This is a genomic window from Lactobacillus rodentium (genome assembly GCF_003423665.1).
Classification (GTDB): domain Bacteria; phylum Bacillota; class Bacilli; order Lactobacillales; family Lactobacillaceae; genus Lactobacillus; species Lactobacillus rodentium.
The window spans coordinates 1-19,546 of sequence record NZ_BFBY01000008.1 but is presented as its reverse complement, the minus strand read 5'-3'; the positions used below and the strand labels follow the sequence as shown (position 1 = coordinate 19,546).

General features: G+C 34.4%; 15 protein-coding genes. 8 read left to right on the top strand and 7 right to left on the bottom strand.

What is annotated here, in order from left to right:
* The coding region (locus LrDSM24759_RS05600) for a pectate lyase-like adhesive domain-containing protein (protein WP_170133365.1) at nucleotides 1-2,457 on the bottom strand (2,457 nt) is incomplete at its 3' end.
* Nucleotides 2,458-3,044: 587 nt separating this feature from the next.
* Nucleotides 3,045-4,490 carry an amino acid permease gene (locus LrDSM24759_RS05595; RefSeq protein ID WP_117118513.1) on the bottom strand — a complete coding sequence of 482 codons (1,446 nt, stop codon included), beginning with the start codon at nucleotides 4,488-4,490 and terminating at the stop codon, nucleotides 3,045-3,047.
* Nucleotides 4,491-4,701: 211 nt separating this feature from the next.
* On the opposite strand from LrDSM24759_RS05595, the gene LrDSM24759_RS05590 reads away from it, so the two are divergent.
* Nucleotides 4,702-5,709 (top strand): D-2-hydroxyacid dehydrogenase, encoded by a 1,008-nt coding sequence (locus LrDSM24759_RS05590; RefSeq protein ID WP_117118512.1) that lies wholly within the window; start codon nucleotides 4,702-4,704, stop codon nucleotides 5,707-5,709.
* Nucleotides 5,710-6,574: 865 nt separating this feature from the next.
* Complete coding sequence (locus LrDSM24759_RS05585) at nucleotides 6,575-7,573, top strand: LacI family DNA-binding transcriptional regulator (RefSeq protein ID WP_117118511.1); 999 nt, start codon at nucleotides 6,575-6,577, stop codon at nucleotides 7,571-7,573.
* Nucleotides 7,574-7,602: 29 nt separating this feature from the next.
* On the opposite strand, the gene LrDSM24759_RS05580 is transcribed toward LrDSM24759_RS05585, so the two are convergent.
* The gene (locus LrDSM24759_RS05580; RefSeq protein ID WP_117118510.1) at nucleotides 7,603-8,658 is read right to left on the bottom strand and encodes an AI-2E family transporter; all 1,056 of its coding nucleotides are present in this window, start codon (nucleotides 8,656-8,658) and stop codon (nucleotides 7,603-7,605) included.
* A 697-nt stretch (nucleotides 8,659-9,355) separates the two neighbouring features.
* Here LrDSM24759_RS05580 and LrDSM24759_RS07730 point away from each other — a divergent pair.
* The 5 genes from LrDSM24759_RS07730 to LrDSM24759_RS07795 all read left to right on the top strand — a co-directional run bounded on the left by LrDSM24759_RS07730 (nucleotide 9,356) and on the right by LrDSM24759_RS07795 (nucleotide 11,270).
* On the top strand, nucleotides 9,356-9,493 hold the full coding sequence (locus LrDSM24759_RS07730) for a hypothetical protein (RefSeq protein WP_157964245.1): 138 nt from the start codon (nucleotides 9,356-9,358) through the stop codon (nucleotides 9,491-9,493).
* A 149-nt stretch (nucleotides 9,494-9,642) separates the two neighbouring features.
* On the top strand, nucleotides 9,643-9,723 hold the full coding sequence (locus tag LrDSM24759_RS07840) for a putative holin-like toxin (RefSeq protein WP_371824304.1): 81 nt from the start codon (nucleotides 9,643-9,645) through the stop codon (nucleotides 9,721-9,723).
* Nucleotides 9,724-10,028: 305 nt separating this feature from the next.
* A complete protein-coding gene (locus LrDSM24759_RS05575) occupies nucleotides 10,029-10,250 on the top strand; it encodes an HIT family protein (RefSeq protein WP_245953342.1) in 222 nt (73 codons plus the stop codon).
* A gap of 11 nt (nucleotides 10,251-10,261) precedes the next feature.
* Nucleotides 10,262-10,996 carry an SIR2 family NAD-dependent protein deacylase gene (locus LrDSM24759_RS05570; RefSeq protein ID WP_117118509.1) on the top strand — a complete coding sequence of 245 codons (735 nt, stop codon included), beginning with the start codon at nucleotides 10,262-10,264 and terminating at the stop codon, nucleotides 10,994-10,996.
* A 184-nt stretch (nucleotides 10,997-11,180) separates the two neighbouring features.
* Nucleotides 11,181-11,270 carry a putative holin-like toxin gene (locus LrDSM24759_RS07795; protein WP_117118508.1) on the top strand — a complete coding sequence of 30 codons (90 nt, stop codon included), beginning with the start codon at nucleotides 11,181-11,183 and terminating at the stop codon, nucleotides 11,268-11,270.
* 456 nt (nucleotides 11,271-11,726) lie between these two features.
* Here the strand turns inward: LrDSM24759_RS07795 and LrDSM24759_RS05560 are convergent, their stop codons facing one another.
* From LrDSM24759_RS05560 to LrDSM24759_RS05545, 4 genes are all read right to left on the bottom strand, one after another.
* Entirely contained in the window at nucleotides 11,727-12,599 is an 873-nt protein-coding gene (locus tag LrDSM24759_RS05560) for an alpha/beta hydrolase (RefSeq protein WP_117118507.1), read from the bottom strand.
* Nucleotides 12,600-12,604: 5 nt separating this feature from the next.
* Nucleotides 12,605-15,433, bottom strand: a complete 2,829-nt coding sequence (locus tag LrDSM24759_RS05555) for a DEAD/DEAH box helicase (RefSeq protein ID WP_117118506.1) — start codon at nucleotides 15,431-15,433, stop codon at nucleotides 12,605-12,607.
* Between the two features lie 135 nt (nucleotides 15,434-15,568).
* Nucleotides 15,569-16,822 (bottom strand): MFS transporter, encoded by a 1,254-nt coding sequence (locus LrDSM24759_RS05550; protein WP_117118505.1) that lies wholly within the window; start codon nucleotides 16,820-16,822, stop codon nucleotides 15,569-15,571.
* A gap of 17 nt (nucleotides 16,823-16,839) precedes the next feature.
* On the bottom strand, nucleotides 16,840-18,132 hold the full coding sequence (locus LrDSM24759_RS05545) for an alkaline phosphatase family protein (RefSeq protein WP_117118504.1): 1,293 nt from the start codon (nucleotides 18,130-18,132) through the stop codon (nucleotides 16,840-16,842).
* A 119-nt stretch (nucleotides 18,133-18,251) separates the two neighbouring features.
* Between LrDSM24759_RS05545 and LrDSM24759_RS05540 the strand changes: the two genes are divergently transcribed.
* A partial coding sequence (locus tag LrDSM24759_RS05540; RefSeq protein ID WP_117118503.1) for an IS3 family transposase occupies nucleotides 18,252-19,546 on the top strand: 1,295 nt, incomplete at its 3' end.

Genomic DNA, 19,546 nt, shown 5'->3' with positions numbered 1-19,546 from the left:
AACATTCTTTACGATACCGTCAACTGGAACAGTAGTAGTTGTCCAGTTACCGTTTTCATCCATGCTTGCCTTTTGTAAGTCCTTAATACCCTTGTTTGCATCTAAGTCATTTAAGGTTTGCTTAGTAGTACCATTAATAGTTTGAACTTCTGGTTCATATAAGTCATTATCATGTGACTTAACTGGTGAATCAGGAGTTAGCAAGCTTGAACCTATTGCTAAACGTTGTGGATTCCAGTAACTATAGTTGTTCAAGAATTGGTTCAAGTATGGAGTGTAGTAATTTACGCTACCAGAACCTTGAGTAATAATACCTTGGTTACTGTTCTTGTTTACCTTTTGACTACCGTTATATTCAAATGAGTTAGTACCTGATTGGCTTGGTGCCATGATTACATTACCATTTGAGTATAAGAATTTTTCTTGACCATCTTTATTTTGAGGACTAGTTTGACCAGCTACAGTAAAGCCTGAACCTGCATTAGTTCCCCAGTTGTTCATTGAGTTAACACTTTGAACCATCCAAGTGAAGTTTGGTGCAGTTGAAGTATTAGCTGCTTGCCATTCTGCGATTGGAGCGTTAGAAATGTGAACACCATTAGTTCTACCGCCTTGGCCACCACCTTCAAGGTAGATCAAATCTGAACCATTCTTTGGAAGTGGAGTGTTTAATCTTTGTAAGTTGACATACTTAGGGTTAACGATATTAATGTTTGAGTTAGCTGATGAACCTGAAACAAAGATCATACCAAGATTAGTTTGTTGTCTTGAATCTTGTAAATCTAAAGTTGCACCTTGGTTAACATTAATAGTAAATGTACCCTTTAAAACAGCTGATGAACCTGATCCCATTGAGATAATTGGGTTCATTCCTTCATTAGTTGAAGTACGTTTTACTCTAATAATACCATTATCGTTAATTGTGTTTGAGTCTACGTTAGTTAAGTTAGTTGGGTTACCAACACCAATTGAAAGCACACCATATTGACCACCATTAAAGTTAGAAATTGATCTGGCAATTTGACCAAAGTCAGGTGTTGCATCGTAGGCAGTAGTTACATCAAGAACACCATCTTTACCAACATTTAAGTTACCAGCAAAGACTGCCATTGAGTGACCAGTACCTAAGTCCATCTTCACAGTACCATCAATATTTGCAGTACCATGAACGCCATCAACAGCGAAGATACCTCTAGCGTTTGCGCCACCCTTAATGTTTAAAGTAGCACCCTTCTTAATGTCAAAGCTATAAACAGTTGAACCATCATTATTGTGGATGTCAGTTTGTGCAGTACGGATAGCATTACCACCGTAGTTGTTAGAACCATCATAGGCAGACGTTACATTGATACTAGTAGTACCATTATCAACTCTTACATAACCAGCATCAAGTGCTGAGCCACTTGTTCCTTGGAATTTTAAATCTTCACTAGCAGTAACATCATTATCACCAGTTAAAACCAAAGTATAATATTCACCACTATGGTTAAGTCCTGCACCAGTAATTACTGAGCGGCCTTCTGCATTGGCAGTAACATTATTGAAGGTAACTGTATCTTTCTTTTGATTATCACTATTTACATCAGCAAATGAAATAAGTCCAAATTGTCCTGGTTCAGTAGCACTAGTTTGACCACTACCATCTTTTGATACACCCTTAAGTTTAGTGTCATCAATAGTAATATCCCAGCCATTACCATTCTTTTGGTTAGCATCTTGGAACATTAAACTGTAGTGACCAAAATCAACAGTATTACCATTACCGGTAATCGTTACTTTACGAGCTACATTTTCTTTCTTAAAAGTTAAGCAACCATTGTATCCTAATGATTGACCACCTAAGCTACCAGTCTTACCAGTTACAGTAATATCATGAGTAAGGTTAATATTACCAACATTTGCATCTTCTAATGCATTAATAAAACTAGACCAGTCAGTAACATCTTGGCTGTTAGTTTCCGCTGCTGCTGGAGTAGTAGCATCCTTAGCTGCCCAAGTACCTTGTGCGTTCTTACCAGTTACAACACCGTTACCATTTGAAGTAATAACGTTGTCATCTTTAGCTGCTGAACTTGCGACACTTGAAGTAGCTAATGAAACTGGTTTTACAGTTTCGCTCTTAGCTGCTGAGCTTGCTACTGCTGATGAAGCAACTTTTGCACTAGATGATGCTGGAGTTGCTGCGCTTGAAGCTGCTGAGCTAGCCTTTTCAGTTGCAGGTTGTGCAGCTGAACTGTTAGCTGCTAAACTTGTACCATTTGCACCTTCAGTAGTTTCAACTTTTTCAGTTTTTGCACCTTCGCTAGTAGCTGCGTGAGCAGTATGTGCATTAAATCCTAAAAATGATAATCCAATTAATACTGAAGCAGCACCAATTGTTAACTTACGAATTGAGAAACGTTCAGTCTTTTGTTCCATTTGACGTAAGCGTTCTTGATAATTACGTTTTGATAACATCCTTTTTATTATCTCCTTTTTATATAACATCTAATTTGATTTACATTTATTATATTAGTTGTTCTTTTTTATTATTTCAATTATTTATTATATTATTATTTTGTTTTTCTTATACTTTGATATCACAATCCCTACTTACACACGGGTTTTAATAAAAATAAAAAAATAAAAATTTTTAAAAAATATATAACGAATTTAGTATCTATAACAGATTATATTTTGTTTTTTCTTCAAACTGTAAAGTACTCGTTGATTATGTTATTTTATTTTGATTAGTTCTTTTTAATAACATCCCTTCACCAAACTCTTTGCTATCAAGCAATCTTGCATATAACAAAAGACAAAAATTAATATAAAAAAACCAGTTTACCTAATTAAAGTAAGATAAACTGGTTAAATTAAGAATTTTTGTATTTTTATCTATCCTCTTTTTCATTATGCTACAACTGTCTCAGATAAATGCTTTTCTTTTATATTCTATCTTGAATAAGATATTTTGCCTTCCACTATATGATTCACTACTAGTCAAACGTTTCAATCTAAAAAGCCTTACCGCTGCCATGGTAAGGCTTTTTACTATTCTATTATTAATTTTTCTTCTTAAAACCATGATGATAGTGATAGATCACTAATGGCAAAATCACAGTACATAAACACATTCCAATCATTGTGCCAACATATAAACCACGTAAATTATGTGGTGTGCCTTGTGCTGGCATGAAGCTGATAAAGAAGGCAACGATCGTAATAATTAGAGCAATCACTGCCACAATCATACTCCAGATTTTGCTCTTCGACATATAATAGGTACGTTTAAGATTTTCATGTTTAGCTTTAAGTACTAAATAAGCTACTAACATTACTATATAAACAATTAAATATTGTGCTGTAGTTGCAGCTAAAGAAACATTAAAAGCAAAGTCAGCATTTTGACCACTAGAAAAAGTAACAATTACAGCGGAAATAGTAACAATCAAAGCTTGCAAAACAATCAAGCGCATTGGAACATCCCTCTTAGTTGCATGAGCAAAATACTTAGGCATGTACCCTTCTCTAGCTGCTTCAAACATCCCTTGACTAGGACCTGCTAACCAGTTACCCAGTTCACCTACTACACCACAAGCAAGTAGCACACCAATAATCTTGGCTAAGATATTACCTGGTAAACCAATTGAATTAAGTAGTGACTCAAAGGCATAGACAAAACCAGTTGAGTTTTGAATACTGCCTTTAGGCACTGTCATCCCAATAGCCAAGCTTCCTAATAAATCAAAGCAAATTGCTGTTGCTGCTAAAGCAAGCATTACTTTAGAATATTGACTTGGCTTTTTAAGATACTTAACGTTTGGTGCTGAAGCTTCACCACCACAAAAGGCCAGCATAAATGGCACAAAGGCAACTAAGGTTGCTCCAGTTAATTCATGTGGAATCATATTACCCCAATTAAGAGTGAATTGAACTGGACGGCCTTGAATTAAGTAGACAAAGAAACAAATGATCAACAAGATCACTGGCAAGGCAATTCCCATAGCAAAAAGCCACTCTGCTACTCGACCAACCTTTTTGATTCCGACCATTTCAAAAAGGACAATGCCCCAAAGAATAATCATCATTAGACCAAACCTAATAGCAGGCGTCGTATTGAACCAAGGGGTATTAAAAGTAATCGATAAGGCACCGATAATTACATACATCATCGTATTCATACCAACTGTGATATGAATCCACTGCATGAACATCGCGGTCCAGCCAGTTCTATCACCTAAAGTTCCCTTGACCCAAGTAAAAATACCACCTTTTTCCCAGCCATTAACTGAGGCCATTTCTCCAGAAATTCTAGTTATTGGAATAAACCAGATGATTCCTGCTAATAATAGATAAAATAAGGCAGTTGGACCAGTTTTACCAAATGGTGCCAATTCATTAACTGAAATCACCATTGAACTAGTCATGGCAAAGAGCTTAACCGCTGTTAGAGAATTATACTTATGGTCTTCTTCTAACTGCGCGGGGGTTTCATTTATTTCTTCCACGTGTAATTCACTCCTAAGTTAAAATCTTTCTTAATTATACCAGTTTTATTTTTTAATGCTATAAGCCTTATTAAATTTGCTATAAAACACTTTAATCAATCTAGACCAATTTTTAGAATTATTAAATATCCATGAAATTGTGTTTTATTTAACAAAGTAAAGAGTATAATTAGCTATGGTAAAAATATTATTTTACGGAGGTTGAATTTTTATGACTAAGATTTTTGCTTACGCAATCCGTGACGACGAAAAACCTTTCTTAGAAGAATGGAAGAACGCTCACAAGGATATTGACGTTGACTACACTGAAGAACTTTTAACTCCAGAAACTGCTAAGTTAGCTAAGGGTGCTGATGGTGTTGTTGTTTACCAACAATTAGACTACACTCCAGAAACTCTTCAAGCTTTAGCTGATGCTGGTGTTACTAAGATGTCATTACGTAACGTTGGTGTTGATAACATTGATATGGACAAGGCTAAGGAATTAGGCTTCGAAATTACTAACGTTCCTGTTTACTCACCAGACGCAATTGCTGAACACGCAGCAATCCAAGCAGCACGTATCTTACGTCAAGACAAGCGTATGGACGAAAAGATGGCTAAACGTGACTTACGTTGGGCTCCAACTATCGGTCGTGAAGTTCGTGACCAAGTTGTTGGTGTTATCGGTACTGGTCACATTGGTCAAGTATTTATGCAAATTATGGAAGGTTTCGGCGCAAAGGTTATTGCTTACGATATCTTCAAGAACCCAGAACTTGAAAAGAAGGGTTACTACGTAGACAGCCTTGATGATTTATACAAGCAAGCTGATGTAATTTCACTTCACGTTCCTGATGTTCCAGCTAACGTTCACATGATTAACGATGACTCAATCAGCAAGATGAAGGATGACGTAGTTATTATCAACGTATCACGTGGTCCACTTGTTGACATCGATGCAGTTATCCGTGGCTTAGACTCAGGTAAGATCTTTGGTTACGTTATGGATACTTACGAAGGTGAAGTTGGTGTATTTAACGAAGATTGGGAAGGTAAAGAATTCCCAGACAAGAAGTTAGCTGACTTAATCGATCGTCCAAACGTTTTAGTAACTCCACACACTGCTTTCTACACTACTCACGCAGTTAGAAACATGGTTACTAAGGCCTTTGATAACAACTTAGCTTTAGTTGAAGGTAAAGAACCTGAATCACCAGTTAAGTTAGATCAAGACTAATTCAACCTATTAATTAATAAAAGCGTTACTCATTAGAGTAACGCTTTTTTTGTGTGGTGAAGTTTGTTAAAAAAAAGACGGTCTAATTGACCGCCCCATGCAAAGCCCTGCACATCCTAAGCACAACCAAAGGATTATCTTGCACGCCTTACTTAATTCTAATTCTATAGTTATTATAACACGGGTTTGAAGTAATTAAGATTTAAACGAATAGGCTCTGGTATAATATTTCCTAGGTATAGATGGTTGCAAACATCTATATTTAGTAGTTTTAGCATGGCTACCACCCCTCAACATTTTAAACTACGGAGGTGAAAGCTATGTATAATTGGATAAACTGGAGGTTGAGCTTGCCATGATTGCTTGGGCTATTGCACTAAGCATCATTTTGGGTGCTTTAGGTGATTTTGCTATTAACTTAGCTATCGCCTATGCAATAACAAAAAAAGCTAATCACAAGGATTAGCTCAACCAAAAGTTATCTAAAACTACGATTGAAGTCAACGACCGACACTCGTTGGCTTCTTTTCATATACAAATTTTAACATGAGATTTAATAATTTAAAAGCATTGCTTTCCAAAATAAGATAGTCTAAGTCAGTTACTTACCTAAGACCTACTTTTGAGAACAATGCTTTTTTATTGCATTTTTTTATTTTTAAGATAAAATTTAGTAAATATATAAATGTTTACTAAACAATTATATTTGAGAGGAAGTGAGAATATTTAGAGGAGTTTCATTAATATCACTAACCTTAAGCAGCATAAGTTTAGTAAAGATATTACTGATTCTCCCCTCTTTTACTAAATAATGCTAAAATAGCTTTAGCACATGTAAAATGAAATTTAAAAGTAAGAGGATGTAATGGCTACAATCAAAGATATTGCAGAAAAGGCAAAGGTTTCTCCTGCAACTGTATCAAGAGTTTTGAATTACGATAAAAATTTATCAGTCAATGAAGCCACAAGGCAAAAAATTTTTCAAATCGCGGAAGAACTCCATTATCAAAAAGTAAAAAAGAACTTAAATCATAAAGCCAAAAGTATTGCAGTAATTTTTTGGTCCGATAACAGCCAAGAAATTAAAGACCTGTATTACTATTCAATTCGTAAGGGAATTGAAGTTGAGGCAGCTACACTCAATTATCAAGTTAAGGTCTACTATGCCAATGATTCCTTAGATGATCTTAATGAAAGTGTCGGAATTATCATCATTGGTCATAATCAGTATTCGAAACCATATCTAAACCATGTCTATTCATTTAAGCGACCAATTGTCTTCCTTGATGCCGATACTTTAGCTGAAAACTACCCTTGTGTTGTCTCCGATTTTCACACTTCAGTTAAGGAAGTAATCAAACATTTCCTTAAACAAGGGCAAAAAAACATTGGAATGTTAGCAGGTGATCTTAACGATAACTTTGATAAAAACAATCTAATTGATTTTCGTTTCCAAGATTATAAAGAATATATGTCAAAATTAGGCTTATATGATCCAGATAAAATTATCGTTGGCAAATTTACTCCTGAATCTGGCTATGCTGCTATGCAAAAATACTTAGCCACAGGAAGGCCATTACCACAAGCATTAGTTATTGCAAATGATGCCATGGCAATTGGGGCCTTGAAGGCTTTGCGCGAAGCAAAAATTAACGTCCCTAATGATATCAGTCTTATATCTTTCAATGATACAACCACGGCAGAATTTGCGAACCCTTCCCTAAGTAGTGTGCATGTCGATACCCATGAAATGGGTCGTTTAGGTATGAATATGTTGAATAATTTAATTAATGCTTCATTCAAAGATATTTATAAGATCACCCTCAAAACTAAACTCATTTTGCGTGAAAGTAGTCAAAATTAAAACCTGAGCTGAAAGGCTCAGGTTTTTCCCTATTTAAATATTTTTTCTGTTTTCTTAAGATGAAGCTGATGTTTGGTCTTCACTGGTTTAATTCCTAAAATATCCAGCAAGAAGGTAAAAATTGGAACGGCAACAATTAAGCCCCAAATGCCGAAGAAGTGCTCTCCCACTAACAAACAGACAAAGGTATAGAAGATTGGCAACTCAGTTTTACTAGCCATTAATTTAGGATTGAGCACATAAGATTCAATCGCATGAATAACCATAATCATTACAAAGATATAAATTACATCTTGAATACCACCAACCGTGTAACCAACAATGCCCAAAGGAATTAAAGATATAATTACTCCTGCTACTGGCACCAGGCTTAAGACAAAGACAATAATTCCCAAGGCAAAAATTTGCGGTATTTTTAAAATAATTAACCCAATTAAAGTTAAAACTGTATTGCAGATAGCAATTAAGAATTGAGCCTCTAGTACAACCCCAAAAGTATTGACGAATTTTTTGCCAAAATAAGTTATATCTTCAAAAAGCCACTTTAAAAATCCGGTCTGTACAAAAGCCTGCGAAAACTTATTCAAATTTACTAAATCAATGGTATAAAAGAAGCTTAGCAGTAGTGACATTACAATCGAGACGGTTAAAGTTCCAAAGCCAGTCACAGCATGAAAAATAATTCCCATCCCTTTTTTAGCCTGGTTAGCCAGTTCCGCATTACTAATATAATGATGAACTGATTTCATCACCCAATCCCAGTCATTATCTTGATAAAACTTCACCACTGAATGCACCATCTTGATAGTTTGATGACTAATCACCGGAATATAAACAGTAACTGCTAAATAGATTAAAGCAATCACCAAAAGATAAGCCAGTACGACAACTACTCTAGATGGTAACTTAGGAATATGTTTTTTAAAGAATTTAATTAAATGCACGATCAAGTAAGTAAAAATAAAAGTAAGCAAGATCGTATTCATCATCGAACGTGCCAAGTACAAAATATAAACAATCAGTGCTAGGACTACCGTTCGCCGCAGCGGAATATTGGCTTTAAAATTTTGCCAAACTTTTTGCATTTGTACTCTCCATTTCTTAAGCGCTATTTAGTCTTCATTATAGTATAAAGATTTGCTTAAGAGTACTAAAAAAAGGTTCTGCAATTGCAGGACCTTAATTATATACATACCAAATTTATCTTCTATAAAAATTATAGCACCATAAGAAAGAATCATTACTTTTAACGCTTATAAATTATAAAAGGTGGAACAAATCTCGTAACTTGTCCCAAATACTTGCTACAACTACTAAAAGTTACAATCGATGATTTAAAATATTTAAGTTAAAATAGTAATAGGCTCTTGGGTCGCTCCCAACAGCTTAGTAACTTTGAATGGCTCCTTCACCCCTCACCTATTTAAAAGTTACGGAGGTGAAAGCCATGAATAATCGAATGGACTGGAGTAGAAGCTTGCTTTGCCGATAGCTTTGGCTATTGCACTAGGTCTTGTGCTTAATGCTTTAGGCAATTTTGCGATCAAGTGTGCCAAGGCCTACGCAATAATAAAAAAAGCTAATCACAAAGATTAGCTTCTCCCCAGTCATTCAAGTTACGATTGGGATTAACGAGTAGCAGTCGTTGATCCCTTTTCTTTTATAATTATACAAACAGATTGGGGTATTTTCAAGATAGTGAGTCCTTTTTAAACTTAACAAACTCAAAAATGATAAAATACTTTTTGTGCTTATGTCCCTCCCATGAAAGGAGGTGAAATTGTGAATATGAATATCCTTAATCATATAGTTTATCCAGTCATAGTGGCTATAATTAGTTCTTTGTTCAGTCAACTAATTGGTACTTGGTTAGTCAACCACCACCAAGATAAACAACGTAAACATAAGCACAAAGACTAACTCGCAACAAAAAAGGCTTACTCTGAGTGGTGTCTGAGTAAGCCTTTTTGCGTTCAGTCTATTGAAATTGTGAACATATCCTTAATTTATAAGTTAATTATACATATTATCTTAATTACAATCAATTCCTAAAATATAAGGGTTCAACCATGTCGGTTTACGATTGCATTTCTTTAATGCTTTTGTTTGCGATGTTTGTGCTAGCTTACATCGATCATCACGACAAATAAAAAACGCCGCTCAATTTATATCATTTTTTGTTGCAGTAATAACTTGAATGATAGGGATTAATGCTTCTACCTCGTTAATCTCTTTTTTATCTTACACAAATAATAAGTGAATTTTTTAATATTTCAATTAGTCTCTCTTCTACTTATTGACTTTTATAAAGTGGCTGCTAATATATTTTAAAATCAATTTTTTATCAGGAGGCAAAAAATATGCTTTCATCTAATAATTGCGTATTTTGTGACAAGGCAAAATCAGAAATCATTTTAGAAAACCAGCAGGCAAAAGCATTTTTGATATTCATCCAATGGCCAAAGGTCATATGTTGATTATTCCTAAAGAACATTACCAAACCTGGTTTGATATTCCTGAAGAAACACAGGTTCAATTAATCCAACTAATGAACAAAGCAAAACAATTTTTAGACCAACAATATTCTCCCCGTGGTTATCAAGTTTTTAGTCATGTAGGAAAGATTGCCGGACAAAAAATAAGTCATACTCATTTTCACCTTGTCCCAGTTTATTAAGGAGAAAGATTATGCTTTTTAAACATTCAAATTTTACTAAAACCGAAATTCAGAAATTCGCAGACTTAATCCAAAATTCAAATTATGTTTATGCCATTACTGGTGCTGGAATTTCAACTAATGCTGGGATCCCCGATTTACAACATTTATCTGGACACACTTCAAGTTCTTTATCTTCAGAAAGTAGTTTAGAAAGTGATCCAGCTAAATTCTATCAAGGTTTTCATCAAATTTTTATTGATCCTATCTTTGAGAATGGGCCTACTTTTAGCCATCGAGCCCTTGCTCAACTCGAAACACAAGGAAAATTGAGCGGAGTTATCACCACCAATGTCGATTATCTTCATGAACTAGCTGGCAGTAAAAATGTCGCCGATATTTGGTATTCTTTAAATACTAATTATTGCATCAATTGTGGTCGCAATTATGATATTAAAATTTTGGAGCAGACTCTCCCCACTTGTCCTAGTTGTGGTGGATTAATTTCTCCTGGCCCAGTTTATCATCATATTGGTATTGATAATCAAGCCTATCAAAAAGCTAATCGTTGGATGGATGAAGCCGATCTAGTAATTACTTTAGGTTCAAATGGTTACTACAGTAACATTAACTCTCAAGCAACCGTAGTAAATATTAATAATAAGCGTAATGACTTTGATCAACGCGCTAATTTAAATTTACGTGGCGATACAGATGAAATAATGAAAGAGTTGATGGAAGAGTTGATGGAAGAGCTTGAGAATTAACTATTTACTATAACCTTAACCTTACTTAAAAAGCCCGCAAGATTGCGGGCCTCTCTTCTTGTTCGTCTTCTATTTCGAACATATTTTCGCTATAATTATTTCTGCAGCAAGTTTTATGAGCGGTGGTTGTTTTTCCTCCCGGAGGTGAGGCCTATGGGCAGTACACTAGTGAAAGGGTTCAACCATGTCGGTTTACGATTGCATTTCGTTAATGCTTTTGTTTGCGATGTTCGTGTTAGCTTTGCTAACTTACATCGATCACCACGACAAATAAAAAACGCCGCTCAATTGTTAAAACTTTGGAAGAGTTATTGAGTAGACGTTTGTCAAACTTATAATTTTCGCCACCGCTCTTAAAGCGGGTTGCAAGGAGACCTTCGGGTCTCCTTTTTTCATTTAAATTATATCATATTTTTAATAAGAATTTCTTCTAATTACTATTACTAATATACCCATTTACTAAACTAATTGACTATCTAAAATAAGGAATTTAGTGTAGTTACTGATGAAATGCCGATTAGACCGTTAGCTAATATAAGACACTAGCTAAGATTGACTATAGAAAAAGCTCCAACATCCGTTGGAGCTTTTTTACTATATTTTTTATATTTGTGTTAGCTTTGCTAACCTACATCGATCATCACGACAAATAAAAAATATCGCACAATTCATAACTTTGGCATATAAATTATACCATATTGTTAACGTTTTTCTATCACCTAATTCACTCTTATTGCCAAAGAAAATTAATAATATCTCTTTCTACCTGTGAATTAAAAGTTAGACGTCCATGTTCAGCATTATGACCAGTATAAGTTAATACTTGATAAGATTTTGCCCGATCTTGTACTAAATATCCTAGCGAAAGACTCGAAACATTTTTAACTACTCCATCACTCTGCTTGCCATTATTACCAATAATATTTAATACATCTACCTGATTTCTAGGATAAGTTTGCCGCAATTTAAGCATTTGCCTATAAGCCTTATTCATTTTATTGGGTTTACCGTTAATCACCTTGAGTCCCTTTGGTTGAGTTAATTCTGGTATTAATCCCGGATAGTCAACCCCATCAAAATGACCAGCTATGTCCACCTGTTTTTGTAATCGTGGCAGCTTAGAATTGGTATCATTTTCTAACATATAGTACATAATCGACATATTGCCTAAAGAATGACCAATCATATTTATCTTGGTGATACCATATTTTTCTTGTAGTGCACGTACAACATTAGTCGCATAGCGGCCAGCCTTATAAAAATCAATCTGTAAATTATTCTTATAATTTACCATCACAATCGGATTTACTGCATCTTGTGGAATTGTACCAACTAATTTCACTTTACCATCAGCATTCACATCAGCTCGAATCACACTATTAGTTACACCAGCACTTTGAGCCGCTTTTACTAGTGATTCTTCACTATGATAATTACTTAATGCGCCATGAAAATATAGTGTTGGTGTTGCATGTACTACATAAGCCCGAGCAAAATGTTGTTTATTAGATCCTTTAGTCGAATGTGTTGTCTTACTACATCCCACTAGTCCCAAGCCCAAGATCAGCAAAAATAAAAGTCTTATTAACTTTATTTTTTTCATTTTTATCACTCATCTAATAATAAAGAATACATTTGACTAGCAAGCGGGTTAGTTAAAACTAAATTCATTCCCACTGTTGCTTTTTGCTTAGGTCCAATTTTTTCTTCTTTGACTGAATTATTTTGAATAGTTGCTGGACCAAGATAGAAGAAATCTTTGCCAGCTGCATCACTTCTTTTAACAAATATTTCTAATTTCATTTTTGGATCTAGTAATCTTGTTACTTCATCAGAATCAAGATGGCGCGGCGTACGCGTATACCAGCGCAAGCTCCTTCCATCTTCAAAAGTGTTTTGATAGATTGCATTACGTTTTTCAGTTGAATCTTTTTTATAGGTAATAAAAATTGGTGTCACTTTTTCATCAACTCGATAACCATACATTGGTGCACTAACATCTAGCGGCCAATTAAGCAGACGACAAACATCTTTTCGATCATACTGTTGATAGAGAGTGAATTGAGCTTGATTATCATAAGTCTGATTTAACTTGAGACCAATATTTATTGCATCAGTTAATAATTTACAAAAATCACCATCGTTTAAATTCTGCTTAAATTGATCATTAAACTCATAACTATCGTGATTAAATTTTACTATTGGTTCACCACCATATTGTTGCTTTTTAGTAGTCTTACCAGACTTAACATCAAAAAAGGCTAAGCTTAAAATCTTTTCAATTGAATCAAGCACTTCACTATCAATATAAGCACCAAATTGCGTTAATTCTTTTATATAAGTTTCACGTGAAACTTGATTATTCTTTAAAAGTAATTGCAATAAAATTAATTCATGAGGTCGCTTACCTAGAGCCAATTCTTTAGTAACAAAACTTAAACTTTGTCTTGCATATTCGGTAAGTTCAATCTTTTCTCCCATTTTGTTCAAAAAATCAGCATAAGAAGTTAAAGCATGATTTTTAATAAAAACAGTTGGACTAGTTGAGCCATATTTAGCAAAATCAGTTAAATATGGTATACGCCCTATCTTGTCTTTCAATTCCTTATAAGAAGACCGCAATTCCTTCATACTATCCAGCTTTATTTTTTCAAGTGAGTCTAAGATTTTTTGGCTAGCAATTTGTGAAAAATTAATGGTTGAAACACCCATTACTTCAGGTAATTTGATTTCTGCCCTCGCCTTATCTTTATCTCTACTCGTATCATTATTTAAAGCGAGTGGGATTAAATAATTGTTCTTATAATTACCAATAAAATCTATTACCGTTACATAATCTTTACCAGGGAATTTTCGCAATCCACGACCCAATTGTTGGATAAAAACAATGCTTGATTGGGTATTTCGTAACATTACAATTTGATTTAAAGCTGGAATATCGATCCCTTCATTAAAAAGATCAACAGTAAAAATATATTCTAACTTTCCTTCTTCTAATTGTTTTACAACTGCTTGCCGTTTTGTCTCACTATCTTGATTCGTCAAAGCATGCGCTGGATGGCCCTTTTTACTAAATAATTCTGCTAATTGTTTGGCTTCTTCTTGGCGACTACAAAATACCAGTCCTTTGGCCTGATCACCACAATAGCCATAATAATCTAGTTCTTTTAAAACATAATTAACTCTAGCTTGATCAGTTAAGTGACTTAAATTACTCGTTTCATCAATTATTTGACCATCCTGTTCATAATCTTGTACTCCAACATAATGAAATGGCGCAAGCATTTTTTCTTCTAATGCATCTTGCAGACGTACTTCATAAGCCAAATTATAATCAAAAATTTGGTAAACATTCTGGTCATCCATTCGTTCAGGCGTGGCAGTCATTCCTAACCAAAATTGAGGCTTAAAATAATTAAGCACTTTTTGATATGAAGGGGCAGCGGAACGATGGGCTTCATCAATTAAAATATAATCAAAGCTATCAGCTTTTAATTCAGCAAGTATCTTATCCTGACTTAAAGTTTGAACAGTGGCAAAGAGATATTTTTTATCTAAATTATGATCATGACCAGATAAAATTCCATAATCTTTTTTATCACCACCAATTACTTGGTAAAAACTTTCTAAAGCTTTTTTGGCAATCTGTTCGCGGTGAACCACATAAATAAATTTTTTAGGTTTAAAGTCTTTTACAGCAAAAGCACCCAAATAAGTCTTTCCTGTTCCAGTAGCTGAAACAACTAATCCTCGCTTTTGTTTAGCCGCAACTAAGGCATTTATTTCTTTTAAGGCTGCTTCCTGCATTTGATTTGGTTTAATTACATTTTTGACTTGATATGAAGTAACAGGTGCAGTCGGCTTTATCCAGCTTTCTCGATAAGTTTTAAGCCAAGCTTGTGTTAGCGGCAAACTGTTTTCTTCTAAAAGCTTAATTTGTTCACTAACTCCTTTAAGTAACCCCGCATTCGACTTAGTAGTCACTTTTAAAGACCATTCATAATTACTTAATAAGGCAGCGCGAGTGAAATTAGCACTTCCAATAACTAAAGATTCATAATTATCATGCTCAAATAGATAACCCTTAGCATGAAAACCCGCTTTTTGACTAATTTTTACATCTAAGTTTGGTATCTTTAATAATTCTTCAAAGACTACCGGTTCATTAAAATTTAAATAATTACTTGTAATTAAAGTACCTCTTACTCCCTTTTTAGCTAAATCTGCTAAAACCACTTTTAATGGTACTAACATATCTTTAGTTACAAAGGCCACGGCCCAAGTAAAACTCTTAGCTGTTACTAATTCTCGGCGTAAAGTAAACCAGATTTTTTCTTGTTCATTATTAACTAAAAGTTGTGGCCCGTATAATTCATGCCCTTGATATGCTTGATCGTAAAAACCATTCAAGATTGCATCCCTGATTGATTTATTCATCTATTCTTTCGCCTCCTTACACTAAAAAACCTCGAAATTCATTTGAATTTCGAGGCCCACATGAAGTTGAATACCAACTTTTACTCAGTATTATAGCACCTATTTTGAAAACAACAGCAGTAAATATTCATTTATTTAATAATTTTTATCTTTTTGAAATGGAAGTGTAAATAATAAAATTAAACCAATTAAGAATAAACTACTCAAAGAAGCAGCCCCGACTGTTGATTTTCCCGTCCATTGGGTTACTATTCCAACAATAACTGGTCCTAAAATAGCAGAAAATTTACCTAAGATATTGTAAAAGCCATAAAATTCACTACTTTCATCCTTTGGTACTAAACGACCAAAATATGAGCGACTTAAAGCCTGTACACCACCTTGACTAGTTCCTACTAAAATAGCCAAAATCCAAAAATCCCGTAAAGTGTGTAAAGTTAAGGCATCTAGGCAAATGCCCAAATAAATTACTAAACCTAACATGATCGTATAACGGGTAGAAATTTTATTAGCAAGCCAGCCATATAAAATAGAAAATGGAAAAGCAATTAATTGTACGACTAATAAAACTAACATTAAAGTAGTAGTTTTTATCCCGATATCAGTCCCAATCATTGTTGCCATCGTAAATATTGTATCTACGCCATCAATATAAAAGAAATAAGCCACTAAAAACCAACATAATTTTCGATAATGATTTAGATGTTGCACCGTAAGCTTTAAGCGATGCAAGCTATCCTTAAATGGATGAGCTACTGGCGCAACACTATAAATTTGTTGGCCATGACGCATCAGTGGCCAAGCAAAAATAATCCACCAAACTGCAGCTAAAATTAAACTAAATTTAGCGATGCCATAACCATCAAGCAAGCCATTAAAGCCATGACTTAACTGGGCAGCCAAAAAGATGATGAAGGCCAGGACTCCGCCAAGATATCCCATTCCATACCCATAAGATGACACTCGATCCATTTGGCGATCACTAGCTACATCAGTTAAAAAGCTATCATAAAATAAATTTCCACCTGAATAACCAATTAAGGATCCAATATAAATAATTAAAAGCCAGAGCCATTGATCTGTAGGCACTAAAGCTAAGCCAAAGGTTAAAACTATACCAATCCAGGTAAAAATATTTAACCATTTTCTTTTCGCATGGGGATAATCTGCCAAAGCACCTAATAAAGGCGCCAAAATAGAAATCACTAAAGTGCCAAAACTATTAGCATAACCCCAAAAGGCCGTTGAATTAGCTGCACTCACTCCGGCCTGAGTTGCAACAGTTTTAAAATAAACTGGCAAAACTGCTGTCACGACCACAATGCCATAACCGGAGTTAGCCCAATCATAAAAAATCCATTCCCACTGTTGTTTCGTAAGTTTCTTCATTCTTATTATCCACTCTCTTATTGCTTAATTACTTCGTTAATTTCTTTTCCTCCAATTGGTTCAGGAAACCTTACACCTAATAAATGAGCTAAAGTTGGTGCTTCATTAACCATTTTTGAATTTTCTACAGTTACTCCTGAATTTATATCAGGGCCGAAGAAAATTGCCGAAGTATAGTAGTCTGGTTCATTTGGATCAAAACCATGCATCCCCCGATAACGATTTGGTTCATCTAAAGTTGCTGGATCAACCTTTTCTACTACAGCCGGACGATTGACTTCATCAGTAAAATAATAGCCTGCTTTAGCAGCAACTAAGAAAGAACAATTTGGGTCGGCACCTTTTTCCACAGCCTGATCATGATCATAAATTGCTCCAATTCCTTCCACATGTGCAAAACTTGCTTTAACTTTTGCTAAATCAATTTTTCCACGTGTATAAATATATGTTTCACCATCACAATTTTTAGCTGTTACCTGCCAATTATTTTTATAAGTTGTTTTTCCTGGGATTCCTTCAAGCCACCCCTGTTGTTCAAAGATCATATTCAAGTGAATCATTTTTTGAACGTCAATTTGATAGTGGTCACCCACGATAACAAAATTAGTATTCTCATAAGTTCCAGCTCTTTTAGTAGCAGCAATAATCTCACTAATTCGTTTATCCTGTCTTTGCCATGCAGCACGAGCTTGTTGGGAATTAACCCCATAACGGTGGCGCATACTATCCATATCGACCAAGTGAAGTAGCATTAAATCAGGTTGTTTATTTTCTAACGTATCAACTGCACACGCAGTAATAAAATCATCACGCCAAGGTTGCTTTATCCCCTTTAATATATGCCCATATTTTTTATTCATTTCATAAATGAATTTTGGCGAGCTCGATTTTAAGGAGACCAAAACCTGGTTACTCCACGGACGGTTAGAAAAAATTTCTGCTAAATTATAATTAATTTTACTTGAACCAGTAACTGGCCAAAGTAATGCAGCAGTAGTTAAGCCTTTTTGATGAGCCAAATCATAAAGAGTTGGTACTTTAATATAGCGACGATACCATAACCAATCCGGGCTTTTACGCTTAGGCTGTAGTTTAGTATTATTAATCACGCCATGAATAGCGGGATATTGCCCAGTGACAATAGTGGTATGAGAAGGATAAGTTAAGGTTGGTGAAACTCCTTCAATTCGTTTAACCCAACTACCATGGTCACGTAACTTAGTTAAATTAGGGGCAAGATGCGATAGGTCGGCTAGATCTTTATAACCCATGGAATCAATCGAAATTACTACTAATTTTCTTTGTGACATTAATCAATCTACTTTCTACTTAGTTAACGTAAACCATTTTAAACTAAAAACTGCAAAATAAAAAAGGCGATTTTATGATATGAACCCCGAAATTCGGACAAGAATTTCGGGGTTTTATTATGTCTAAATTAACAAAGCGAGATAAAATTAATATTTATAATTATTGGAAAAATTATGGAAAATCTTCTACATGGTTAAGTAAAAAATATGGAGTTAATTCAACTAATATCCGTTATCTGCTTAAATTAATAGATCATTATGGACTTAACATTTTAAATCGTTCACATACTACTTATCCTATTTATTTTAAAGAAGCTGCCATTAAAAGAGTACTTATCAATAAAGAGCTAGCTGACCATGTTTCTCTAGATCTAGCTTTACCTAATAGTGGTCTAATCCATAATTGGATTCGCAAATACAAAGAAGATGGGTATAATGTCATTAATCACAAGAAAGGCAGACCATCTCATGAAAAGCAAAGACCAACAAATCAAAGAACTTCAAAAACAACTAAAGGACCTGAAGCAAGAGAACTTAAAGCTTACTGTCGAAAACGAATTTGTAAAAAAATTGAGTGCCTTAGTTTCTCAAAGAAAAAACCAAAAGCCAAAGAAATAGCCCAGGTGGTTACTGAACTAAGGCATGAACTTCATGTAACCATAACTTTTATTTTAAATACAATTAATTCTAATCCTGATTTACCTCATTTATCTAAAAGCAATTACTACTATGTTTTAAAACATGATGATAAAGATTTAAAAAATCAAGAGATCATGAAACGTATCAAAGAAATATTTGAAGAACACAAGCATAGATACGGCTACAGGAGAATTACAGCCCAATTACACATTGAGGCAATTAAAGTTAATCATAAGAAAGTTAAACGTTTAATGAATAAGATGGGATTATTTGGTATCGCCATTAGACGTAAGCGAAAATATTCAAGTTACCAAGGAACTGTAGGTAAAATCAAACCTAATTTGATTTGTCGCAATTTTCTAGCTATTTTGCCAGATAGAAAGTGGTACTCTGATATAACCGAATTTCATTTAAATGGAGAAAAGCTATATTTATCACCAATTATGGACGGTTGTACTCATGAGATAATTTCTTATACCATCAGTCGTCATCCAGTTTTAAAACAAGTAATGGATATGCTTGAACTAGCTTATAAAGATCATCCTGCATTGAATGGACTTATCTTTCATACTGATCAAGGTTGGCAATACCAACATCCTGCTTTTCAAAGTTGGCTTAAAGATCATGGTATTGAGCAATCAATGTCTAGAAAAGGAAATTCATTAGATGATGGATTAATGGAAGGTTTCTTTGGTACCTTAAAGCGAGAAATGTTCTATGGGTTTGAGAAAACATTTAAGAATTTAGATGAGCTTGAAAAAGCAATCAAAGAATA